A 25,642-nucleotide genomic window follows, 5' to 3' on the forward strand; every position below is an offset into this window, starting at 1 on the left:
GGTCAAAAATGAATGAAATGATATTTAATGATGATAATTCTAAATGCTTATTAATAAAGCAGTTTACTAATAATGTTTTTATGATGTTAGTAACTGATATTAATGGCGCTATAGTTTATGCTAATGAAAAATATTGTGAATTTAATAACGTTCATTTTGAAAATATAAAAGATAAAAAATACAACTTGTTTTATTTAATTGATAAGAATCAAATCAATTATTGTGTAAACGGTAATAATGATAATAAAGGTGTCTATCGATTAGAAGCAAAGAGAAATAATGAATCTCAACAAGAAGTATGGGAAGATATTAGTATTATTCCTGTATTTGATAAAGATAATTTAATTTCTCATTATGTATTTATTAGCTTGGATATTACTGATAAAGTAGAGTTAAGAAATGAGTTGTTTAGTAAAAGCTATATTGACTCATTAACCGGAATATCAAATCGATTAAGTATTGTTGAAAAAATTGAAAATGAGCGATTAAATATTTCACATCCATCTTCATTTTGTCTTGGTATTATTGATTGTGATAAATTCAAAGCAATTAATGATCAATTTGGGCATCATGCCGGTGATAAAGTATTGTGTGAAATATCAAAGCGATTATCACAATTAGAAAACAGCGAAGTTTATTGTGGCCGTCTTGGCGGTGATGAGTTTGCTGTGCTTTTCCCTAAAGGATTACGTTCTTGTTCAGTGATTCTATTAGAAATCATAGAATCACTTTGGAAATCAATGGAAAAGCCTATCAATATTAATTCAGACTATATGTTAACGCCTTCCATTAGCTTAGGTATTGCAGAATATCCTAAAGACGGAAAGACATTATCTGAATTATTAAAATCTGCAGATGAAACACTTTATTCCATAAAAGAGATGGGTGGTAATAAATACGGGTTTTATTCTGGGTTTTAAATAGAAGAAAGTTTTAAATAAAGATATATAAAATAATATTATCTCTTTTTAATGAAGAGAGATAACTATATATTTAAAATATATCTCGTGTTTCTGATGAAATATAAAAGTAATTTAAAATAATACTAAATATTAGTTTTAGATAAATATCTATTAGAGGATTTTATTATGATGAAAGCTGTTATCCCTGTTGCTGGATTAGGTACTCGTATGTTACCTGCAACGAAATCAATTCCTAAAGAAATGCTGCCTATCGTTGACCGCCCTTTAATTCAATATATTGTTGAAGAGTGTGCTCAGGCGGGTGTTGAGGAAATTATTTTAGTCACTCATTCTTCTAAAAATTCAATTGCGGATCATTTTGATACCAGCTTTGAATTAGAAAATATGCTTGAACAGCGTATTAAAAATAAATTATTAGAAGAAGTACGTTCAATTTGCCCTGAAAATGTCAAAATTGTGCAAATTCGTCAAGGTCATGCATTAGGTTTAGGTCACGCTATTTGCTGTGCACGCCCTGTGATAGGTGATAATCCATTTATTGTTTTACTCCCTGATGTTTTATTGAATGCACACTATTGTGATCCTAAACATGATAATTTATCAGCAATGATCAAACGTTTTGAAAAAACAGAACGTAGCCAAATCATGGTTGAACCAGTACCAATGAGTCAAGTGCAACAATATGGTGTTGTGGATTGCGAAGGAATTTTCTGTCCTCAAGGCAATTGGGCTCCTATTCGTCGTATCGTGGAAAAACCAAATCCAGAAGATGCACCTTCTAATCTTTCTGTAGTAGGTCGCTATGTTTTCTCTTCTGCTATTTGGGAATTATTAGATGGTTTACCAGCAGGCGTCGGTGGTGAAATTCAGTTAACTGATGCGATTGATTTATTATTGAAAAAAGAGACGGCTGAAGCTTACACCTTAGTGGGTAAATCTCATGACTGTGGTAATAAGCTGGGATATATGAAAGCCTTTGTTGAATATGGTTTACATAATTCCGTTTTAAAAGAAGAATTCGCTTCTTGGATGCAGGATTTTTGTGAAAAAACATTGTTACCCAAAACAGAAGTCATAGAAGAAGACGAAATTAATGAAGAACAAAAGATAGTTGCTATCTTTTGAGTTACCTTGAAATAACATGCAATGTGCCGACCGAAATAAGATAACGGTCGGCAATAGCAGGAGAGAAAGGCAATGTCTTTTGGGCACTTATCTCGTTGTAATTATCTATTTTTTACCTTTTTTATTTTAGGTTTGTTGCTTATGGTTTCTCCCTCAATACAGGCAGCAGATACTCAAACCGGATGGCAGCAGTTTAAAGAGCGCTATATTAAGGATGATGGGCGTGTTATAGACAGTGCCAATAACAATATCTCGCACTCTGAAGGTCAAGGTTATGGGATGTTGATGGCGGTAATGAGTGATGATCGTGAGACATTCAATAAGCTGTGGCGTTGGACTGCAGCCTCTCTTTATCGAGGCGATTTAGGGCTGTTTAAATGGCGTTATGAGCCAGAAAACAGTGAACATACCCCTGATCCTAATAATGCCACTGACGGTGATATTTTAATTGCGTGGGCATTATTAAAAGCTGGTGAAAAGTGGAATGATGAAAGTTATCTTTCAGCCTCTGATTCTATTCAGCACGCTATTTTAGAGCACACCTTAGTTAAAACAAAAAACTATACCGTTTTACTACCGGGTATTAATGGTTTTAAAACACCGGAAGAAATTATTATTAATCCATCTTATTTTATTTTTCCGGCATGGAAAGATTTTTACCGTACAAGCAAAGATGTTCGCTGGAAAGCGTTAATTAATGATAGCCAATCTTTGCTAAGAAATATGCACTTTGGTGAATATCAATTACCAACAGATTGGGTGAGTTTATATCCTGATGGAAAAATAGAGCCTAGTGAGAAATGGCCAGCACGATTTAGCTTTGATGCAATACGTATTCCGCTGTATTTAGCTTGGGCACATGATGAATTAGCTTTACAACCCTTTGTGCAATATTGGCAACAATTTGATCGTTATAAAACCCCAGCTTGGGTCAGTATTGATGGCCAAGAGCGTGCGGAATATAACCTCACACCAGGTATGATGGCGGTGAGAGATTTAACAATGAAAACCCCAATTGAAGATGTTGATTTAAGTAAAGATACGGATTATTACTCTTCCGCTTTACATTTATTAGCAGCATTTGCTCAAAACGGGCAATAAGTATTTTTAATTAAAAATTATAGATAGCTTAAATTACTTTTAATTAATAGGTTAATTAAGTTATCTATTTTGTTTATGGCAATAATGATAAAAATAAAAAAAGAGATAACTCCCTGAATTTATTTCTATTAGTTTACGTGGTTATTATTTGTTTTCGCTATCTCTATTTATTTATAACGCTATGTTTTTAAATAATAAATAAACTTTAAACCATGATCTAAGAATAATTTATTTAATGATATTTATGCTAAAGTTATCTCAGTGACTTGATAGTATTATTAATATAATTTCTCATCAATAATAGAGGTGGATAAATGAAAGTTTCAGCACGCAATCAGTTAGTTGGTAAAGTTATTGATATTATTGAAGGTGCCGTTAATAGCGAAGTGATTTTATCTTTAGCGCATGGTGAAAAACTTGCCACAATTATTACTAAAGAAAGCTGTGGCAGTTTAAAGATCAAAAAAGATGGCGAAGCAATTGCCATCATTAAAGCACCGTGGGTTGTCTTAGCACTACCTGATTGCGGTTTAAATTTCTCTGCGCGTAACCAATTTGCAGGTAAAGTAACTCAAATCGCACAAGGCGCAGTGAACTCGACCGTTCATTTAGAAACAGCTAAAGGCTTAGAACTGACAGCTGTTATTACAAATGAAAGCTTACAAGAGATGAAGTTGGCAAAAGGCAGTGATGTTTTAGCATTAGTGAAAGCATCTAGTGTGATCGTTGCAACGCGTAAATAATAGTATTCAATCTTTTGAGATAATAAGTTTAGAGATAAAAAAAGAGGCTAAATAACTAGCCTCTTTTTCGTTGATATTAATCAGATTTTTAATCCCGATCATCCATTATTTAAGTGACAAAAATTAATCATCAGCGACACCTGCAACTTTCAGAGTGTCGTAAATATAATTTTTATAACTGTTAATTAATTTTTCGTCTTCACAGTCATTTAATTTACCTTCACATAAGTGTCGCATTTGAATATTGGCTTTATAGAAAGGTGATAATGGTAAACGTGCGCGCTCCAGTATCATGCCACCTAAGAAGCTAATATCCGTTAACTCACCCGTTGAAAGTGACGCACCTTGCGTTAGGTTGTCTCTCAATGTGAATTGAGTGATATGTGCAGGGTTAGTAAATGGTGATTGGTAATTATTTAATTCAATATTAGGTTGATGATCACCAAAATAGAGAAACATTGTCGGTTTTTCTCTTTGGGCGACAAAATTAGAGAAATCTTTAATTGCCGGATCACTGGTAATAATTTTTTCCATATAGTGGCTAAATTTACCCGGTGCATTACTGCTTTCTGTTTGACCCGTAATTTGGTAATCATCAGTATGAGATTCATCATAAGGGCCATGCTCATACATCGTTAATGAAAATATAAATAAAGGTTTATCTGTTCGTTTTTTAAGAACTTCCTCGATATAACCCAGCATATCTTGTGTTGATATTTTCCAAAGATTTTCTTCCAAATGCCCAGGATAACCTAACTCTTGTGGTTGGATAATTTCATCAACACCCATTTGCTCATAAGCATAACCAGCATGATAAGCACTGCGATTAAATGGGGTGAGTAAAACCGTGTAATAGCCTTCAGCTTTGAGTTGGCGGAATAAACTTTCATTAAGATTATCGACAACAAAATAGAATACCGAATTCTTACGGGCACCAAAATCGTCAGTATTTAATCCAGTTAAGATGGAAAACTCAGAAAGCCAAGTACCACCACCAAAGGTTTGTACACGTAAAGGGCTTTGAGCACTCACACCTTCATCTTTTTGGAACATGAATAAATTAGGTAATGCGAGATCTTTATCAAATTGATAAATGGAAGGATTAACCGTCGATTCTTGTAATAAAACGATGATATCGGGCTTTATGTCAGTTTGTGTCTCAGGTAATGCCGTTTTATTTGCTTTTTCAAGGAAGTAATCAGCACTTTCTTTAAAATAAGGGGGATGATAAGTCGTTTGGTAACCAGACATAATCAAATTAGTGACGGTACCGCGGCCACCAGGTAATGTGCCTTCCCATTCAGCTTGCCACTTTTCAACAGTAAAATGGATAGTAATGACGCCAACAACCATTAGCAGTAAGCTACTTATGCGTAAAGCAGGGCGTGATCTTTTGGAAAAACGCCAAGCAATCAACATATTAATAAGAAGCCATATTAGCATTGCAACCAATGCCACACCGGCTTCCCAATAATGTCCTAATGTCCCTAAATTCGAGCTATCAAAAGCTAAATCAAAGTCAGAGAACATTAATGTCTCTTTGTAATAATGGACTTTAAGTTGGTTAATAAACTTAGTGATCAGGAAAAGCGTACCTGTTGTAATGACAGAAAATAAAATACGTCCTGATAAAATAAAGAAAAGAGAAAAAAGAATAAAATAAGCACCTACAGAGAGTAGGGCTGTATAAATAAGGCTCGCTTTTTCAAAAACAATAAACAGAGAGCCAATAAGAATAAGTGCAAGGTAAGCACTTCCTAATAGTTTTTTCATATCTCTTCCGAGTATAGCCATAAAGAATGGGATTTAAATTTTACAAATATTGTAGGCGATAACCTTAATTAGACTGAATAGATTATTCAGCCTAATTATATTCTTTATTTAGAATAGCCCTTTATCTCGTAAAATATGAAGATCTTTTTTGCGCCGAGTAAAACCTGTACGGTCAAAATATTCTAGGATTTGTACTGCTAATTTACGCCCTACAGATAATTCATCACGAAAATCCGCTGCGGTAACACTGCCATTACTCTCATTATATTTCACAATAATGGAGGCAAATTTTTCTATAGATGTATGGGTATAGTAGCGATCAGCAATAATTGGGATAATTAAACCTAACTGTGCGGCTTTGCGTAATAATGAGCGAATTTCTTTTTCATCATTTTTCATTTCATTGGCAAGATCACGTACCCACCAAGGTTCAGATTGCTCAAAATAGACTTTAGCATGTTGCCATAACGCATCTTGTTCTGGAGAAAAGGCAAGACCATGAGTTGGAAGATGAAGCCAACCACGACTTTGGCTAATAGCACCGTCTTTACGTAATTGATCAATTAAGTGATAGACCAATTCATCATGATAAGTAGGTAGTGCCATTCGTTTTAAACGAGAACGTCCGACGCCCATTTGATCATTATGTTGTTGATGATATTCCTCAAGGGTATCGAGTAATTTCTGTTTTGCGTTATCAGCATTTTCTTTAGAAAGAATAACGCCTGCAACGCTGACTAGGTCAAAGGTTTCTAATAACTGAGTTAGCGCACTCTCTGTTAATTGCTGAGCCCAAGCAAACTGACTTAGAGAGAGCTCACCTTTTGGTAAACATAACGCTAAATGGGCACTAACGCTGTCTGCGCTATCAAGTTGGTGTAACCAAGTTAAGAACTCAGCTTGTCGTTTACCTCTACGTGGCGAGTGCAAATGTAAGACTTTCGCTGCGGCTAAAGTGCGTTGAGCACTGATATCACGCAAGATAAGTCTATCGTTATCCACCAGCCAAAGGGGTTCATCAAGAATAAGTTCAGCTAACTGTGGTGTTTCATTTGCATTATTTAAAAGAGCAACACGACCTGTAATATGGCGTGTACCGTGGTGAATATGTACAGGCTGCCAATGCTTTAAAGGTTCATCTGCAATTAAACTGACTAATATTTTATGAGATTGATAGTTAGGTGCTTGAGAAAGCAGCCAATCACCACGAGAGACGTTTTCTTTACTGACATCACCTGTGATGTTAATGGCAATACGATGACCAGCACCAGCATGCTCTACGGGCTGATTTTGTGCATGTAAGGCTCTTATTCTTACGGGTTTATCTGCGCCAGTTAGCCAAAATGTATCGCCAACAGAAATTTGCCCTGCAAGTGCGGTACCTGTGACAACCAATCCTGCCCCTTTAATGCTAAAAACACGGTCTATTGCTAAACGAAAACGCTTATGCCATTGAGGGTGTTGTTGCTCTTGTTGATGCAACTCAACAAGGTAGTCACGAAGTGCTGGAATACCTTCACCAGAAGGGGCTGAGGTGACAAAAATATCAGGTTGTTGCCAGCCTAAATTGGCTAATACGTCGATTGTTTGTGAACGAACTTCTTCAATCCGTTCAGGCGTAACACGATCTGCTTTGGTGAGAATAACGGTAACTTGAGGACAGCCAGCAAGGCGTAAAATAGAAATATGTTCAATGGTTTGGGCCATAACACCATCGTCACAAGCCACAATTAACAGTGCATGAGAGATCCCACCAACGCCAGCAAGCATATTGGAAAGAAATTTTTCATGACCGGGCACATCGACAAAACCAATAGACGTTCCGTCATCTTGACGCCAATAGGCATAACCTAAATCTATGGTCATGCCTCGTTTTTTCTCTTCAGGTAAATGAGTAGTATCTACCCCAGTAATGGCCTGTATAAGTGTGGTCTTTCCGTGGTCTACGTGACCTGCTGTCGCAAAAATCATAGTAAAAGTGCCTGTATTAATGCATTTTCATCCTCAAGACAGCGCAGATCAAGCCACAGGCGACCATCAGTAATTCGACCAATAATCGGCTTTTCTAAATTACGCCAATGCGCAGCTAGCGCATCTAACTGGCTACCTTTTCCATCTTTGGCTTCAAAGGTAAGTGCTGCACTTGGTAAACTTTCAATAGGTAACGAACCACTGCCTATTTGAGAAGCACATGAGGATATCGTGATATGGTAGTTATCCCCATAATATGCCTGAAAATGAGGCAATAACCGTTGCGCCATATCATTAATTTCTGTTTGTGTCCGAGTTAACAAACGTAATGTCGGAATTTCAACTACCATTTTTTCTGGTTGCTGATAAAGGCGTAATGTGGCGCCTAATGCCGCTAATGTCATTTTATCAACACGTAATGCACGCTTTAAAGGGTGGCGCTGAATAGCCTCAATCCACACTTTTTTACCAAGGATTATCCCTGCTTGTGGGCCACCTAATAATTTATCACCAGAGAAAGTAACAAGATCGATACCTTGTTGTAGATAATCTTGAGGCATCGGCTCTGAAGGTAAACCTAAAGCAGCTAAATTAGTCATTGAGCCACTGCCTAAATCGATAGCGGTAGGTAAATTCATCTCTTTACCTAAAGCGGCTAATTCATCACCATGAACTTCTGCGGTAAAACCTTGAATAGCGTAATTGCTGGTATGAACTTTCATCAGCAATCCCGTATTTTCATTAATGGCGTTACGATAATCTTTAAGATGAGTGCGGTTTGTTGTACCCACTTCTTTGAGTGTACAACCCGCTTGTGTCATCACATCAGGGATACGAAAAGCACCACCAATTTCCACTAATTCACCACGAGAAACCACGACTTCTTTATTGGGTGCAACGGTTGCAAGCATCAATAAAACGGCGGCAGCATTGTTATTAACAATACAGGCATCTTCAGCCCCTGTTAATTCACATAACAAATCTGCGATAGCGCGATCACGGTGTCCTCTTGAGGCACCATCGAGAGAATATTCTAAGGTTGCAGGGGCGCGCATAACTTGGCTAACGGCTTCGATAGCAGATTCAGCCATTAATGCTCGGCCTAAATTAGTGTGTAAAACCGTCCCTGTTAAATTGAAAACAGGTTTAATTGACGATTTTCGTTGTAATGTAATGCGATTTTGTAATTCATTCGCCCACTGGTTATGCCATGCTGGTAGGTTATTATCTTGGCGAATAATGATACGCGCTTCTTCTTGTAACTTTCGTAAATGCTCAGTAATAAATGTCTGACCATAAAAAGTAACTAAAGCCTGAATTTCTTCTTGATGCAGCAACTTATCAATAGACGGTAGCTGGCTGTAAAGTGAGCGCGTATCATTTGTCATACTAGTACCTAATTATTATTCATTTGGGAACAGGAATGGGTTAATGCTACTACGAGCAAATCCTTCTTCTTCCATTTTTGCATCAAGAACAATAGACGCTAAATCATCAGCAACAGCATCAACATTGGCATCTTTTTCTTGATATAAAATTTTCAGATAGCTTCCACAGTCACCACAGCTTTCTGCTTTAACTGGAGCATTTTCACTGTCTAATGACCAGTAATTTAATTTACCTGTTAGCTCACAGTTGGTGCATTTAATACGCACAACATGCCACTCGGTTTCACATAAATTACAATGTAAATAGCGTAAGCCTTGTGTTGTTCCGATTTGTACCATGCTTGTCACTGGCATACTGTTACAAACAGGACAGAATTGGCGATTTTCACCATATTCTGTTTTTGCTTTACCTGGGATATTAGAGGCCAATTGTGCCCAATAAAGGGATAATGCAGACCAAATAAAGACTGATTTATCCGCAGATACTTTTGAATATTCATCATTAAGTAATGCTGTCGCCATCTCTTCTAATTCAGTTTCAGAAGCTTTAGATAGGTTTTCTAATGTGATAGTGACACTTTCTGGTACAACTGGACGTAATTCAGCAATAATCGAGGCTAATAAAGCATGCCAATGTTTACTACGTTTGAATGTTTTTTTATCTAAAGGTGCAATACCCGCTTGCTGTGTGAGAAGTGGCGCAAGATCAATGACTAATGGATTGTCATGGAGTGCTTTTTCTTGAGCCTTAGCAATTTCAGCTGCAAATTCAAGGTAGTCTGCAAAAGGATTATCTTTTGCAAGCGTTTGAAAACGTTCAGCACGACGTTGATAAAGGTTTTTTAGATTAGGGAATAATACCGGTGGAATGAAACTAATCCCTTTTTCTGATTGCTCTTTACCTAATTGCTCTTTAGGAACGATGCGAATACTCATAACGTTCTATCTTCCTATTATCTTAAATTTTATAGTGAATACCCACAGGGTTTGGCTTCAGAATAAATCAAATACAGACATGAAGCCATGACAGTGGGTAATAATAGCGTGATTTTATTGTTTTTTTACGCCTTAAAACCAGACGTAAATTGAATAAAAAACGGAGGCTAACAAGCCTCCGTTTGTTCAGAAATACACTTTAGGGCATTATTTCTGTGACTGCTTTTCGGCTTCTTTTTTCTCTTCTTCGAGAATTTCACGATACCAACGAGGGTGATGCTTTTTAGCCCAACCACGAGTTACCCAGCCTTCAATCATGCTACGAATTGAACCTTTCACCCAGAACGCCGCATAAGCATGAACAAATACGGTGATTATCAGTAAGATTGCTGATAATGAGTGGACTAATAAGGCAATTCGGATCACTGGGATCGAGAAATACTCTGCGAAATAAGGACGCCAAATAATAACACCACTGACTGTTAGTAAGATCAGGCTGATACTTAATGTCCAGTAAATGCCCTTCTGACCTAAGTTGTAGTGGCCAATATCACCAGCTTCTTCATTTTGCAGTACTTTATGAATGTTTTTAGCCCAGACTAAGTCATCTTTATCAATAAAGTTGTGCTTCAGATATCTGAAGAACATAAAGAGAAAGAGAAACGCCATCACGCTACCCACGAATGGGTGTAATAAACGCGACAGTTCTGGTGTACCTAAAATATTCATGAACCAGTTCAGAGATGGGAAGAAGAAACCCAATCCGCTGATAGCAGTAAACAGAAATACAATCACTACTAACCAATGGTTAATACGCTCAGAAGCGGTGTGGCGAAGAATTTTATCGCCTTTCTTCTTCATCATTTCTGCTCCTCCTTATTCACAGAGGTCTGTGTTTTAGAAGATGCTTCCATCTCTTTGAGCGCTTCTTCTTCATCTTCTTCAGTTGTACGGTTTGGACCGACACCTAAATAATGGAAAATTGCACCCGCGAAGGTTGCGGCAAAACCAACTGCTGCTAATGGTTTCCAGATACCTTTCCAGAATTTAACGGTTGAGCTAATTTCTGGGTTTTCTGGTAAACCATGATACAGGTTTGGTTTGTCAGCATGATGGAGAACATACATCACGTGTGTACCACCCACACCTTGTGGATCGTAAAGACCAGCGTTGTCATAACCACGAGTTTGCAGTTCTGAAACACGTTCGCTTGCAAGATTGATCATCGCTTCTTTCGAACCAAAATGAATCGCTCCTGTAGGACACGTTTTCACACATGCAGGCTCTTGGCCGACTTCAACACGGTCAACACATAACGTACATTTGTAAGCACGGTTATCTTCTTCGTTAATGCGAGGCACGTCAAAAGGACAACCAGCAATACAATAACCACAACCAATACAGTGTTCTGATTGGAAATCAACAATACCGTTAGCGTATTGAATGATAGCGCCTTCTGCTGGGCATGCTTTTAAACAGCCTGGGTCAGCACAGTGCATACAACCGTCTTTACGGATCAACCATTCCAGCTTGCCATTCTCTTCAACTTCAGAGAAGCGCATCACTGTCCATGATTTTGCCGTTAAGTCAGTTGGGTTATCGTAAACACCAACGTTAGTGCCAATTTTATCGCGAATATCGTTCCATTCAGAACAAGCAACCTGACAGGCTTTACAGCCGATACAGGTTGTTACGTCGATAAGTTTTGCCACTTCTTCCTTGTAATCCCGCACATGAGGTGCGGGAGTAAGAGAATTGGTGGCAGAGCGACGAATAATGTCTTGGGATTGCAGTGACATAATTTATCTCCTTACACCTTTTCCACATTAACAAGGAACGCTTTAAACTCAGGCGTTTGTGTATTTGCATCACCAACAAATGGCGTTAACGTATTAGCAATAAAGCCTTTGACTGCAACACCTTCAAAGCCCCAGTGGATAGGAATACCAATGGTATCTACTTTACGACCATCCACATCAAGAGTTCTAATACGTTTAGTCACCACAGCTTTGGCCTTGATATAACCACGTTTTGAGCTGACTTTAACGGTATCGCCTTGAACAATGCCTTTTTCTGCGGCTAAACGCTCACCAATTTCAATAAATTGTTGTGGCTGAATAATCGCATTCAAGCGCGCGTGTTTAGTCCAGAAGTGGAAATGTTCTGTCAGACGATAAGTTGTACCGACATATGGGAAATCTTCTGCTTTACCCATATCTTTCCAGTCATCTTTAAAGATACGTGCTGCTGGGTTTGAAATCACATTTGGATGCAGAGGGTTAGTACCCAATGGTGTTTCAATTGGCTCATAGTGCTCAGGGAATGGACCTTCTGCCATCTTATCGATAGCAAACAGACGTCCCATACCTTCCGGCTGCATAATAAATGGACCAACATCAGAACCCGGTGCAGCGTTGCTATAGTCAGGTACATCAATACCTGTCCATTTGCTGCCATCCCATTCGATTAATTTACGTTTAGGATCCCATGGTTGACCTTGTGGGTCTGCCGATGCGCGGTTATAAATAATGCGACGATTAAGAGGCCATGCCCATGCCCAACCTAATGTATTACCTAATCCTGATGGATCGGAGTTATCACGGTTAGCCATTTGGTTGCCTTTCTCTGTCCAGCTACCTGCGAAGATCCAGCAGCCACTTGCTGTGGTACCATCATCACGTAACTGAGCGAACGAGCTAAGCAGTTGACCTTTTTTCAGAATGATATTGCCATCAGCGTCTTTTAAATCGACTAATGCTCTACCATTACTTTCTTGTGCAACTTCTGAGGATGTTGGATTATCAGGATCAAAGTAATCCCAAGTCATGTTCAACACCTGCTCTGGCATCGCGCCGCCTTCTTCTTTGTAGAGTTGGCGTAAACGATGGAAAATACCAGATAAAATCTCAGCATCAGGGATAGCAACACCTGGGGCATCTCCCCCTTTCCAGTGCCACTGTAACCAGCGACCAGAGTTAACGATAGAGCCGTCTTCTTCTGCGAAGCAGGTTGTTGGCAGACGGAAGACTTCTGTCTGGATATCTGCTGTTTTAACGTCGTTCTCTTCACCGTGGTTCTGCCAGAAACACGAAGTTTCAGTGTTTAGCGGATCCATTGTGATAAGGAATTTCAGTTTTGATAATGAACGAACAACTTTGTTCTTATTCGGGAATGATGCAACTGGGTTAAAGCCTTGGCAGATGTAACCGTTGACTTCACCTTTATCCATCATGTCGAAGTATTGTAGAACGTCATAAGGTTTGTCCCACTTAGGTAACAGTGAGAAGCCCCAATCATTATCACGTTGAGCATTATCTCCATAGAATGTCTTCATCATGCTGACGAAGAATTTAGGATAATTGCCCCAGTAGTTAACTTGTCCCGGTACTGTCGCTTTTGGCGTATTCGCAGCTAAGTAGGTTTCTAATGAAGTCTGCTTCTCAGAAGGCAGAGTCATATAGCCTGGCAAGCTTTGAGATAATAGACCGAGGTCAGTTAAGCCTTGAATATTGGAGTGACCACGTAGTGCGTTAACACCGCCACCAGCCATACCCATATTACCTAACAGTAATTGGATCATTGCCATGGTACGAATGTTTTGGGCACCAACAGTATGTTGAGTCCAGCCTAATGCATACAGGAAAGACGCTGTTTTATCTTTCGCTGCTGTTTCAGCAATATATTCACAGACTTTTAAGAAATCATCTTTTGGTGTACCACAAATCTGAGTAACCACATCAGGCGTGTAACGGCTAACGTGTTGTTTTAACAGATTCCAGACACAACGAGGATGTTGTAATGTGGTGTCGCGTTTTGCGAAACCATTTTCATCCATCTCGTAGTTCCAAGTGGTTTTATCATATTTACGTTTTTCTGCATCATATCCGCTGAATAAACCATCATCAAAGTGATAGTCTTCACGGACAATCAAGCTAGCATTGGTATAAGCCTCAACGTATTCTTTTTGATATTTCTTATTTTCGAGCAGATATAAGATAACGCCCGATAAGAACGTAATATCAGTACCAGAACGAATAGGCGTATAGAAATCCGCAACAGCCGCAGTACGGGTGAAGTGAGGATCAATAACAATGAGCTTGGCGTTATTATGGATTTTAGCTTCCATCGCCCAGCGGAATCCCACAGGGTGTGCTTCTGCCGCATTACCGCCCATAACGACGATAAGGTTGGCGTTTTTCATATCAACCCAGTGGTTGGTCATCGCACCGCGACCAAATGTTGGAGCAAGACTTGCTACCGTTGGTCCGTGTCAGACACGCGCTTGGTTATCGACAGCTAGCATCCCAAGAGCTCTTGAGAATTTCTGAGTTAAAAACCCAGTTTCATTGCTTGCTGCAGAGGCGCAAAGCATACCCGTTGTTAACCAACGGTTGACTTCTACACCTTCTTTATTGAATTTCTGGAAGTTGGCATCGCGGTCTTTTTTGATTAAGCGCGCAATACGATCAAACGTTTCTTCCCATGAAAGTTTTACCCATTTATCCGAGCCGGGTGCACGGTATTCTGGGTGTTTTAAACGACCTTCACTGTGGATGAAATCCACAAGACCAGCACCTTTAGGGCATAATGCACCGCGGTTTACTGGATGGTCTGAGTCACCTTCAATATGGAATATTGTTTCTTTTGCGTTTTTCGCGCCATCGCCCAGACTATACATTAATAGTCCACAACCGACAGAACAGTACGTACAGGTATTGCGGGTTTCGCGGGCTCTCAGTAGTTTATACTGACGCGAGCCTGCTAGCGCAACTGCTGGTGCAAAACCGAGCGCCGCCGCTGTAGTACCTGCCATACCGCCAGCACAGATCTTAAAGAACTGTCTTCTGCTGACCTGCATGGGGTCTCTCCTCATCATACATTGCTTTTACTGACTCTGATTTTCTTCACGAAAATGGAGCTGATTGTTTTTTTATTCCTATTATCCTTAATAGGATCAGGTTCATTGCCTGATAGGTAGTGTAAAATCGTTTTACCCATATTGTTATTATGTATTAATAAATTTAGGAATTCATCTTATGGATGAAACAAAATCGACAAAATTGTTAACTAAACGTGTAATCATTGGCGTAGATCAAACAATTGTGCAACACAAAGGATCGCTTAACAGACAAGAAGACGATTATATTGCACTCGAAGTTCCTGTTGCATTAGTGTACAACGGAATTTCTCACGTTGTTATGATGGCAAGCCCTAAAAATTTAGAGTTGTTCGCTGTCGGATTTTCTTTATCCGAAGGCATTATAAAGTCTTCTAATGAAATTCGCAGTATTGAAATTGTTGAAAATTGTAACGGGGGCATTGAAGTTCAAGTTGAATTATCAAGCCGACGTTTTATGGGATTAAAAGAGCGACGCCGTAATATGACCGGGCGTACAGGTTGTGGGATTTGCGGAACGGAGCAACTTGAAGAGATTTTTCGTCCTATTACGCCATTACCTTTTACACAAACATTTTCACTTTCAAATCTTGATAAATCATTAGAGCAGATGACAACCGTTCAAGAAATTGGTGAATTAACCGGCTGTACTCATGCGGCTGTTTGGTTATCACCAGAGGGGGAAATGCAAGGTGGCTGTGAAGACGTTGGTCGTCACGTCGCACTTGATAAGCTTTTAGGCATGAAAGCACAAGAGCAATGGAGTGAAGGTGCGGTATTAGTCTCTAGTCGAGCCAGTTATGAAATGGTGCAAAAAGCGGCGATGTGTGGTGCCGAAATATTATTTGCAGTTTCTGCGGCAACCTCTTTAGCTGTCGAAGTCGCTAATAAATATAATGTGACGCTGGTGGGCTTTTGTCGTCGAGGAAGAGCAACCGTGTTTACTCATCCACAACGACTGACTGATTAATGAGCATGAAACACATTAAAATAGGTGTAATGACTATATATTCTCGCATTACACCTATTTGATCTTTCACTTTATTTATATTTATGACCACAGTTTACCTAGTGTGTAATCCCATTCTTGTGGCTTAATCGGAATGCGCCCTGCATTTGGAGTAAAGGTCATTTCGCTAAATATAAGTCTATTTTCAGACATTAAAAAATCAACACGGCAATAATTAAAGTTATCAGCCATTTTTGTGGCTAACTGCAACATTTTTTCAAATTGGATTGGTTTTTCAACTGGTTCTGGCGTGTTGGGATCTTCTAATGTGAAGGGTTGTAGCCGCCAGTCTGTATCATACACATTTATATACTCATTTCCTTTGGTGTCAGAGATATCAATCTCGGCATAATGAGGTTGACCATGAAAGCAATGAATACGACAAGTTGTTGGGATCATTGGGCTTTGTGTATTGAATAAATCAATATATTCTTCACAAAGAATTTGAGGTTTTATATTTTTGTAGTGCCATTCTCGCGTTACTGGATAGAGGTTACGTTTTAAATGAAAATGGAGTTTTTTCTTTGCTTTTTCAAAATCAAAGGTTGATTTATCAAGGCATATCACTGTACTTCCGCTGTCATGATTGCATTTTAATACAAAGCGTGGAGGGAGTTGAGAGATATCTATTTCATCAGGGTGTGAATAAGTTTTAATAATAGGAACAAGATAAGATGGGCCTATTTTATCTATCACATAGTCTCTCACTTTAATCTTATCTGCTAAACGCGTATAAATTGGATTTCTATCAAATAACATACGTGCATTGATTTTTTCATTAAGTGATGTTGGTATTTTAAAATTAGGTTGATAACCTAAATTACGAATAAACTTATTCTTTAAATACACACGATCAGGTAATGCGATAGTACGAAATTGTTTGAAATAATATTCTATAATTTTCATAAGCTAATTTATATATGTGTTTATTTTTTATATTAAGAAATAATTAAATTTATATTAAAGGAGTATTAATTTAGCAATGTAGTGGTAAGGTTTTAAATGAGTAATATAAAAACAATATCTATTTTTAATTTTTATTAATATGGATATCAATACGTCAACATAGAGAGTATTGGCTGGAATTATTTTAAATTAATATAAAAATAGCGACATTAAGAGATAATTAATAAACGTAAAGATTGATTAAGAATATATTAATTAGGCGACCACTTGGTTATATGAATAGGTTTATCCCAGTTATTAAAGCGTAATCCTTTGCCAGTTCTATTTCCGTGAGCATCTAATATTTCATAGTATTCTTCAACGATTTGACTACGACCACGTTGCCATTCATTGGTTGTTGCAAAAGGATCGATTAAATAGATATCACCGACAACGGTATATAGCTCACCTAAATAGCGAATTTTTTTTGTACTGCTATTTGAATAATGAGAAAACATAATTTGGTAGGTTTTATAGTGTTCAGGTTGACCATAAGGGCCATATTTCATTGCAATATAACGAATGCCTTGATGATCAGAGTGGTTTGTACCACCAGGAACAGGCATATCAGGGGTGATATTAAAAAGAGTATACCGAGAGCTTGCCGTAGGTTGTCTTAATGCTTGTCGATAGCTTTGTGTATCAAGCCCTGTGGCGTTCCATGTTCTGTCCACCAGTCCATTTCCTGCAAAACAGGAAACAGAGGATCCTAATAATGAAAGAATTATAAATAGGAACTTAGCAAACATAAATACTCCTTTATTGCCATTATGATGCCAGAAAATAAGGTATCTATTCCGTGAAACAGAGATGTAGAACCCGGTTATTTCTTGCTGTAACCCCTATCGATTCCAAATGGTTATTTAAAAGAAAAAATAAGTGATTGTATTTTGAGCAAAAAATACGTTTTTATAATGAGAGAATATGAGAGTTAATAGGTGAAAACGTATGAATACATTCCAAACATTGCGTGTCGCGACAGTACAGTTTCAACATAAGGCGAACGATAAAACTAATAATTTAGCGAAAATTCATCAGTTTATTGATAAAGCGGCGACTGAAAAGGTAAATATTTTAGTTTTTCCTGAAATGTGTATTACGGGGTATTGGCATGTTCCTAAATTATCAGATCAATCAGTGTATGCATTAAGTGAAAGAATTTCGGATAGTAGATCATTAGCATTAATAAAACAAAAAGCGATAGAGCATCAGATGGCGATCGGTGTTGGGTTAATCGAACGGGATGAAGATAACTCTCTTTATAATACATGGGTTGTTTGTATGCCTGATGGTTTATTACATAAACATCGTAAATTACATGCCTTCGAACATCCGATCATCAATAGTGGTGAGCAATACACTGTATTTGATACCCCTTGGGGGATCAAAATGGGGATACTCATTTGCTGGGATAATAATTTGGTTGAAAATGCGCGAGCTAATGCATTATTAGGTGCTGATATTTTGCTCGCGCCTCATCAAACGGGAGGCACAAATTCATGTAGCCCATATAGCATGAAGCCCATTCCTATGGCTCTTTGGAAAAATAGACATCAAGATCCACAATCATTACAAGATGCTTTTCAAGGAGAGCATGGACGAGGTTGGTTAATGCGTTGGTTACCAGCAAGAGCCCATGATAATGGGATGTTTGTGCTCTTTAGTAATGGAGTTGGGCGAGATGAGGAAGAAATTCGCACAGGTAATGCGATGATTATTGATCCTTATGGGAGGATCGTAAAAGAAAGCTGCGCCATTAACGATGATATGGTAATTGCCGATATTGACCTTACATTATTAGAAAACTCTACAGGAAGACGCTGGCTAACAGGGCGAAAGCCTGAACTGTATTCGATTTTGACAACGACATTTGGTAACGAGCAAGATCCTATTTCGGTGCGATTTGGTAAAGCATAATTTAATAAAAAAACAGCTCACATTTTGTTAGCTGTTTTTGTTTTGGCTAGAGAATAATCTCAAAGGAAGATAGAACACTTTATTTATCAGCTTGTTGGTCTTGGTTATTAATTTTATTTATTTATTCTATGATAGAATAATAAAAGGAAAAACTATGTGGGATTAATGATTAATCATGGACACTCGTTTATTGAATGCATTTGTTGTACTGGCTGAAACTGAACATTTTGGTGAAGCATCATCAAGGCTTTGTATTAGTCAGCCTGCACTCACTAAACAAATAAAAACATTAGAATCTCAATTGGGTATTACTCTTTTTCAACGTGGGCGCCAAGGTGCAAAACTTACCCTAGAAGGGCAATATTTACTCAATCAATGTCAATCAGTATTAAGAGAAGTTTATCTTTTAGAAAAACAGGCTCGCCAATTAATTGAGCCTCAAAAGATCGAGCTTTATGCTGGGTTTGGTTTGTCATCATTAAGCTTTATTACCCCTTTATTGGCTAAGTTTAAGCAAGATTATCCAGATATTACGGTTCATATTGATGATATGCCCTCTAATATAATGGAAGAGAAATTACTTTTAGGGGAATTGGATTTAGCTTTTTCACGTTTGCCTATTTCTGAGCCATTAAAAGGTCTCCAATTAGCACAAGAGAGACTAATGTTAGCTGTTCCAATACAAAATATTACGGTATTAGAGGTGGATGATAATCCATTACACTATTTTGAGACGCTTGGGCTTATTCAACTTGTGCCTGAAAAAGGAAAAAAGCTTTATCAGCAGATCCATGATTTTTTAAAATATCATCAAATAAAGCCTCGAGTATTACAACAATCACAAGATATTCAAACACAATTGGCGTTAGTTGCAGCAGGTTTGGGGGTAGCTCTTGTTCCTAAAAGTGCAGAACTTATCTGTGATAAACAAAAAGTAACACTATTACCGCTTTCTGGTTTATATACACAATGGGAAATAGGTATTATTTGGAATAATAATATTAAAAATAAAGAGCGTGATCTTCTTATAAATATAATTTCTTAGGAAATAAATAAAATCTTATGAATAATAATGGTTTTTAATTTTAGTGATGATTGTATTTTTAATATATAGCCTTATAGTAAAGATAAAACACCTAATAAATATTAATTAGTTTTAAAACAAAGTGATTTAATTAATTGCGAGATTGCTCACAAAAAATAACATAAAATAATAATGACTTTTTAACGTGTTTTAATAAAAAGTTAAATTAAAACATCATATTAAATTTATCTCCCTGACATAAATAAGGCTAATTAAAATCATTGTTATTAAAAAGAGTTATTTACAATGAAAGAAATTTATTTAATATAGTTCACCGACAACACAGCAAGCTTTATATTCGCCAGTGAAGTTGAAAAGATAAAATATAATTACCTCTGTAAGTGGCTACTTATTATTTTATTTATAATAAGTAGCCACACCCTCCAATGAATAATATGGAAATTATTATGAAAAAACTGAATAAAATAACTTGTGCGTTATTCGTATTAATGGGCACACATGCGGTGCAAGCTGAAATTCATTCTAATCAAAGTGGTCCTTTTACAACAATGGAAGTGGGAGCAAGTGATGCAGTTAATCGAGGTCCTCATCAATCAGTTGGTGGAGAACCAGGTGTTGGGATAAAAACTATTGGGAATGGTGCAAAACTTAGCTTTGCTTCGTTAACATCGCCAAGAATGAGTGGTGGGGCGGACAGTAATGGAATTTATACAGTCCAATCCAATCATCAACATAGTGATATGGGGGTTTTCCACTTTGCCAAAATTACTGATGCCAATGTCTATTTTGGTGACTGGGCAAAAACAACATCAGCAACGGATGCGACACATCAAACCTATTATATCGGTAAAGATGTCACAACCACATTACCAACAGATAGCGCTACTTATACCGTAACAGGTATTAGTCAATATAGTGGTAGTAACCTACTGACTGGTACATTTGATGTTGATTTTTCACAAAAGAAAATTGAAGGTTCATTGGTTAATAGTCAACGTACTGTTGAGTTAGCAGGTGGAAATCTTTATACCGCAAATAATGAAGTGACGTTTTCTGCAGATGCAAATGAAGGGGCAACATCAGGGGTTGTTGAAGGGGCTTTCTTTGGTGAAAGTGCAGAGGCATTAGCGGGTATTATGGTGTTCAGTTCTGACCATACAAAAGATATTAGTTTTGGTGGCACGAAAGATAGTAGTGATAGCGAATAAATGACAGCAGCATGGATGCTTCTTGATTTTTTCAAAAAAGATATTATAAATTTGTCTGGTAATACAATCGGTTAATTCTTTTAAAGTGGTATTAGTGGTCATTATGCTAAATGTTAGCAACAGATAATCTGGTATAGGGTTATCTGTTTTTTTTTATCTAAATTAAGCTGATTTAAAGGAATTATTTTCTTATTATCATAAGGATATGTCATGAATTATTATCAACTCTTAATAAGAGGGGTATTGGCTTTACTGCTCATTTTATTTTCATTTAATGGGAGTGCAAAAGAGAGGCGTGACAAGCCATTTTATTATTTTGAAACAACGAGTACAGCTAAAGTAGGTCAGCAACTTTATCACTATTTGCAACAACAACAGTGGCAAAAAGCAGAAAGTTCACTGCTTTATTATCAACAACAACCCCAACATGAAGTGTTACTTGTTAATTACGCAAAGGCGTTACTGGCACAAAATAGAGGTGATTTTTTAAATGCTGAATTTTATTATCAGCAACAACTTAAGCAAAAAGCCGATTTTATCCCAGCCCAAACCGGGCTAATTCAACTTTATTTTCATTTACGAGAATATAAAAAAGCACAGCAACAACTTAATCAACTGAGCAATATCGTTAATTTATCTAAAAATATTATCCAATCTATTGAGTTTTATAAGGTTAAGTTAGCCTCTTATTTTCAAGGCCAGCGTTTCTATCAACTTGGTTTTTTTTATGACGATAATATTAATCATGCACCTTACTTATCTGAAAAAATTGTCTCTCAATCCACTCAAGGAAAAACGACGCTAAGAGGTGCAAAACCTATTGCATCTACAGGAATTACTCATTATTTTTCTTTTTATCAACCTTTTATTATTTATTCTCACCATACTTTTTCTTCTTATACTTATGCTCGATATATAGATTATCACTCTCACCGTAACGCCAATTTTTTTGCATTATATACACAGCTGGGCTACCGCTATCAAAAACCGCAATATCAATGGTCAATAACACCTTATTACGAAATAAAATCATCACGGAAACAATATGAATATCAAGCATGGGGCAGTGAAACACAATTTTCTTATGTTATTAATAAAAAGCAAACTATTAATTTAAGTTTTGATTATAAAATAAAGAAGTATCAAAAGGCGTTAAATAATCTAAATAGTCAGAGAATTAATTATAATACTAACCATAACTATTATTTTAATAATAAAATGCAGTTAGTTAATCAATTAAATTATCAGTTAGATCGTAAAAAAAATACTTTATTAAATTATCAGCTGTATGGTATAAAAACTGGCGTTTATTATCCACTGTCAGTGAATTGGCATATCTCTCTCTTTTTACAGTATCAATTTAAATACTTTAATAACTATAACTCTTTATTAAAGAAGAGAAGAAAAGATAATGGTTTTATTTTTACAACCAACATTAAAAATAAATCACCTGTTACTTTAGGGTTTTATCCAACAATAGAATTACGTTATACCCGAAGATTAAGCAATGTGGATTGGTTATATCAATATCAGCAACATGAAGTGTTATTTAAATTAGAAAAACAATTTTAATTAAATAAGTTACTTCCTTTATTAATTGAATAGGTAAAACAATGCATGTAATGCTTTTTAGAAAGCGAAAAATTGTTTCAATCTTCGTTTCTCTATCGCTATTTTCTCCTTGCTTTTATCTGCAAGCCAAAGAAGATAAAACCGATCTTGGTCATATTCAGATTTCTGATAATAAAGAAAAAGATAAACAGGGTTATTCACAAGTTTATGAGAAAGATGTCTCTAATGTTTATTTAGGCAAAGAATTACTAGAGCGTTATCAAGGCGTTTCTCCCGCTGATTTACTAAAAAGCGCCATTGGTGTTTATAGTGGTGAAGCGCGTAATGGGGGAGCACTTGATCCTAATATTCGGGGTATTCAAGGGCAAGGTCGAATACCTGTTACTGTGGATGGGACAGAGCAGGCAATTACTGTTTATCGAGGTTATAGTGGTGCATCTAATCGTAACTATATTGATTCTAATCTGATTAGCAGTATCTATATTGAAAAAGGTCCCTCATTAACACCCGATATGAAAACCGGTATTGGCGGGGGTATTGCGGTAAAAACCTTAGATATTCGAGATATTGTGCCTATTGGCGATTCTTTTGGTATCAATTTTAAAGGGGATATCAGTAATAACTCCACACGATATAAAGAAGTCTATTTAGATATGCTTGGAGATTATCGCAATTATCCTTATTTCTATCATCATGGTTCAAGGGTCGTTGATCCTGCTTTAGAAATAACCCCTCAAAAAAATAAAGATTGGAATTTTCATGACCATTCATTTCGACTTGGGATTGGTTTTGAAGAAGAAAAATTTAATTTATTATTTGCTTATGCACTGCGAGAAAAAGGAAATTATTTAGCGGGAAAAAGAAATACAAAAGCTTATCTAGAAACGGATGATATGAAGGCAATCCATTCTATTGATTATAAATTAAGATTAACGCCTTATGTTCCTTTTATTGCTCATATTTATCGTCCTGGTAATGAAGTCCCTAATACCTCCAGTCGTAATCGTTCCTTTTTAGTAAAAGGAACATTATTCCCTGAATCAACACATCGTTTTTCAATTAACTATCGATACACAGACTTACTGTTTGGCGATATTATGCCTCTGAGATTAGAGTGGGCTCGTTACGAAAAAAATGTCGTGACTCAATGGCCACTAGCAACGATTAATCAACAGGCGGGAATATTAACTTATCAGTGGAAACCAGAAGATAAGCAAGCGGATTTACTGTTACGTTTATGGGGTAATTTAACTTCTGGGCATACGAATACTCGTGGTGGTGAACCCAGAGTCTCAATGGAGACTGATTATGACGAAAGGTATTTATCTAAATGGGATGCAAAAGTAGATACCCATTTTATTGATACAGCTTCTCTTTATCAAAAAAATAACCGCTATGGCGTGGATTTATCCTCGATATTTAAATTATCACCTCAATTTTCTATTTCATTTTCCAGTAATTATCAATTTGAAAAATTAGACAGTGATGAAATTAAAATTCCTGAAAATTTTGATTTTGTTACCGCAGGGCGAGCAGGGCAACGTCATGAAATTAATTTAGCCCTTTCCACAGATTGGAAGCCACTTTCTTGGTTAGCCATTACTGCTGGCGGCAAATATCATTACTATCATTTAACCGATACTTTTTTAAATAATAAGCGGCGGAATAACGTAAAAGGTTATGGGAAATCCCCATCAATAAGAGGTTTTATTCTTCCTTATCGACGAACTTTAACTGCTGAGGAATATTTATTATATAGAGCCTACCATAGTATTGATGTAGAGGGTTTACCGGAAGAACTTAAAAATTTTCGACATAATCCAGAAATAGACAAAAAAATACGTAAGTTTATGCAATCTAAGTTTGTTTATCCTGAATATGAAAACTTATCATTAGAAATAAAAGAAAAGACTATTAATAGAAATGAAATAAAAAGAGTTCAAGTTAATATGATGCAGGATGATTTTCTTCATGATGAACAAGGAAATCTCAACATAAAATCTTCTCAAAAACGTCCTATGATCACTGAATATACAGTCTTACTTTATGACAAAAATGGAGAGTTACCTAAAAGTAAAAACATCTTCTTAAATGGCTATGTTGATATTAATGAAAAAGTACCTGATCCAATTACAGGTAAAGCCGTTAATAAATATGAAATGGGTGTTTCTAATCCAATACCTATTTATCTTGATGATAAAGATAATTTTGCACCAGAGCCCAGCTATCATCATGGCGCATTTTCCCCTTTAGTGTCTGCGACGATTTATGCCAACGATATATTGCGTTTTTATGGGCGTTATACTGAGCAGCTACGTTTACCTAATTTATTTGAAGATACCAGTGGTTTTTCTGGGTCAAAAGCGCGTTATTACGGTTTTAAATTAAAACCCGAGCGTGCGAAAAGTACAGAATTTGGGGTTGTTTTCGATTTGACAAATTGGCTAAATGTGGAGCGCCATGCTGATATTAAAATAAATTATTTTCATACCAATATTGAAAATGTGTTTGATAGAGATTCGAATTGGCAAATTAGACAATTTGAAAAGCAAATATTAGAGGGATTAGAGGTTCAAGCTCGCTTTGATAATGGATTTATTTTTATGGATACGGCTTTAGTTTATAGCCATAAAAATAAAGTATGTGATAAAAATGCCTTTAGTCACTATGATCCCTTTGGTTTCTTGGGGATTAAAGAGTGTATGACGGGCGGTTATCCTGGTGGTTTTTTACGTACTTCTATCCAACCTAAATATTCGGTTAATTTACATTTAGGGACTCGTTGGTTCGACAATAAATTAGAAATTGGTAGTCGTTGGCTTTATTCATCAGAAGTGGAAAATAAAGATGAGAAATGGCTAAAAGAAAAATTACCACGAGAAATGTATGGCAGAAATAACAACCCAATGCGTTGGGCAAAAGTCTTTACCGTTGATGCTTATATTAACTATCAGTATAGCCCTAATTTATCTTTTGAAATAACAGGCAGTAATTTATTAAACGAATACTACATTGATCCTTTAACGCGATCAGGTATGCCTGCGCCGGGAAGAACATTCCGATTAGGTGTGACTGCACAATTTTAATTA

General features: G+C 36.8%; 19 protein-coding genes. 10 read left to right on the top strand and 9 right to left on the bottom strand.

What is annotated here, in order from left to right; all coding sequences use genetic code 11:
• Window positions 1-8 precede the first annotated feature (8 nt).
• The 4 genes from GWI68_RS02375 to GWI68_RS02390 all read left to right on the top strand — a co-directional run bounded on the left by GWI68_RS02375 (window position 9) and on the right by GWI68_RS02390 (window position 3,892).
• The gene (locus GWI68_RS02375) at window positions 9-920 is read left to right on the top strand and encodes a sensor domain-containing diguanylate cyclase (RefSeq protein WP_109409805.1); all 912 of its coding nucleotides are present in this window, start codon (window positions 9-11) and stop codon (window positions 918-920) included.
• A 168-nt stretch (window positions 921-1,088) separates the two neighbouring features.
• Window positions 1,089-2,048: a UTP--glucose-1-phosphate uridylyltransferase GalU gene (galU, locus tag GWI68_RS02380; protein WP_227336216.1), complete on the top strand. Its 960-nt coding sequence runs from the start codon at window positions 1,089-1,091 to the stop codon at window positions 2,046-2,048.
• Between the two features lie 72 nt (window positions 2,049-2,120).
• A complete protein-coding gene (locus tag GWI68_RS02385) occupies window positions 2,121-3,149 on the top strand; it encodes a glycosyl hydrolase family 8 (RefSeq protein ID WP_166539258.1) in 1,029 nt (342 codons plus the stop codon).
• A gap of 314 nt (window positions 3,150-3,463) precedes the next feature.
• A complete protein-coding gene (locus GWI68_RS02390) occupies window positions 3,464-3,892 on the top strand; it encodes a TOBE domain-containing protein (protein WP_166539259.1) in 429 nt (142 codons plus the stop codon).
• Window positions 3,893-4,015: 123 nt separating this feature from the next.
• On the opposite strand, the gene GWI68_RS02395 is transcribed toward GWI68_RS02390, so the two are convergent.
• From GWI68_RS02395 to fdnG, 7 genes are all read right to left on the bottom strand, one after another.
• Entirely contained in the window at window positions 4,016-5,665 is a 1,650-nt protein-coding gene (locus GWI68_RS02395) for an LTA synthase family protein (RefSeq protein WP_166539260.1), read from the bottom strand.
• 108 nt (window positions 5,666-5,773) lie between these two features.
• Window positions 5,774-7,636, bottom strand: coding sequence for a selenocysteine-specific translation elongation factor (gene selB / locus GWI68_RS02400; protein ID WP_166539261.1), 1,863 nt, complete (start codon window positions 7,634-7,636; stop codon window positions 5,774-5,776).
• Complete coding sequence (selA, locus tag GWI68_RS02405) at window positions 7,633-9,024, bottom strand: L-seryl-tRNA(Sec) selenium transferase (RefSeq protein ID WP_166539262.1); 1,392 nt, start codon at window positions 9,022-9,024, stop codon at window positions 7,633-7,635. The genes selB and selA overlap by 4 nt, the downstream gene beginning before the upstream one ends.
• Window positions 9,025-9,039: 15 nt before the next feature.
• On the bottom strand, window positions 9,040-9,960 hold the full coding sequence (fdhE, locus tag GWI68_RS02410; RefSeq protein ID WP_109409811.1) for a formate dehydrogenase accessory protein FdhE: 921 nt from the start codon (window positions 9,958-9,960) through the stop codon (window positions 9,040-9,042).
• A gap of 207 nt (window positions 9,961-10,167) precedes the next feature.
• A complete protein-coding gene (gene fdoI / locus GWI68_RS02415) occupies window positions 10,168-10,824 on the bottom strand; it encodes a formate dehydrogenase cytochrome b556 subunit (protein WP_072070496.1) in 657 nt (218 codons plus the stop codon).
• A complete protein-coding gene (gene fdxH / locus GWI68_RS02420) occupies window positions 10,821-11,759 on the bottom strand; it encodes a formate dehydrogenase subunit beta (RefSeq protein WP_036933457.1) in 939 nt (312 codons plus the stop codon). Before fdxH ends, fdoI begins: the two co-directional genes overlap by 4 nt.
• 11 nt (window positions 11,760-11,770) lie before the next feature.
• On the bottom strand, window positions 11,771-14,818 hold the full coding sequence (fdnG, locus tag GWI68_RS02425) for a formate dehydrogenase-N subunit alpha (RefSeq protein ID WP_166539263.1): 3,048 nt from the start codon (window positions 14,816-14,818) through the stop codon (window positions 11,771-11,773).
• Between the two features lie 178 nt (window positions 14,819-14,996).
• Here fdnG and fdhD point away from each other — a divergent pair, with 178 nt between their 5' ends.
• The gene (fdhD, locus tag GWI68_RS02430; RefSeq protein WP_166539264.1) at window positions 14,997-15,827 is read left to right on the top strand and encodes a formate dehydrogenase accessory sulfurtransferase FdhD; all 831 of its coding nucleotides are present in this window, start codon (window positions 14,997-14,999) and stop codon (window positions 15,825-15,827) included.
• Between the two features lie 81 nt (window positions 15,828-15,908).
• Here the strand turns inward: fdhD and GWI68_RS02435 are convergent, their stop codons facing one another.
• A complete protein-coding gene (locus tag GWI68_RS02435) occupies window positions 15,909-16,772 on the bottom strand; it encodes an ATP-grasp fold amidoligase family protein (RefSeq protein ID WP_166539265.1) in 864 nt (287 codons plus the stop codon).
• A gap of 251 nt (window positions 16,773-17,023) precedes the next feature.
• Window positions 17,024-17,560, bottom strand: a complete 537-nt coding sequence (umoA, locus tag GWI68_RS02440) for a UmoA family flagellar biogenesis regulator (RefSeq protein ID WP_166539266.1) — start codon at window positions 17,558-17,560, stop codon at window positions 17,024-17,026.
• 199 nt (window positions 17,561-17,759) lie between these two features.
• On the opposite strand from umoA, the gene GWI68_RS02445 reads away from it, so the two are divergent.
• From GWI68_RS02445 to GWI68_RS02465, 5 genes are all read left to right on the top strand, one after another.
• Entirely contained in the window at window positions 17,760-18,728 is a 969-nt protein-coding gene (locus GWI68_RS02445; RefSeq protein ID WP_166539267.1) for a nitrilase family protein, read from the top strand.
• A 175-nt stretch (window positions 18,729-18,903) separates the two neighbouring features.
• Entirely contained in the window at window positions 18,904-19,773 is an 870-nt protein-coding gene (locus tag GWI68_RS02450) for a LysR family transcriptional regulator (RefSeq protein WP_166539268.1), read from the top strand.
• Window positions 19,774-20,219: 446 nt separating this feature from the next.
• The gene (locus GWI68_RS02455) at window positions 20,220-20,981 is read left to right on the top strand and encodes a Slam-dependent surface lipoprotein (RefSeq protein ID WP_166539269.1); all 762 of its coding nucleotides are present in this window, start codon (window positions 20,220-20,222) and stop codon (window positions 20,979-20,981) included.
• A 210-nt stretch (window positions 20,982-21,191) separates the two neighbouring features.
• Window positions 21,192-22,553: a porin family protein gene (locus GWI68_RS02460; RefSeq protein ID WP_166539270.1), complete on the top strand. Its 1,362-nt coding sequence runs from the start codon at window positions 21,192-21,194 to the stop codon at window positions 22,551-22,553.
• Window positions 22,554-22,594: 41 nt separating this feature from the next.
• The gene (locus GWI68_RS02465; protein WP_166539271.1) at window positions 22,595-25,639 is read left to right on the top strand and encodes a TonB-dependent receptor; all 3,045 of its coding nucleotides are present in this window, start codon (window positions 22,595-22,597) and stop codon (window positions 25,637-25,639) included.
• Window positions 25,640-25,642: the final 3 nt, after the last annotated feature.

The organism is Proteus sp. G2669 (genome assembly GCF_009915245.1).
Lineage (GTDB): Bacteria > Pseudomonadota > Gammaproteobacteria > Enterobacterales > Enterobacteriaceae > Proteus.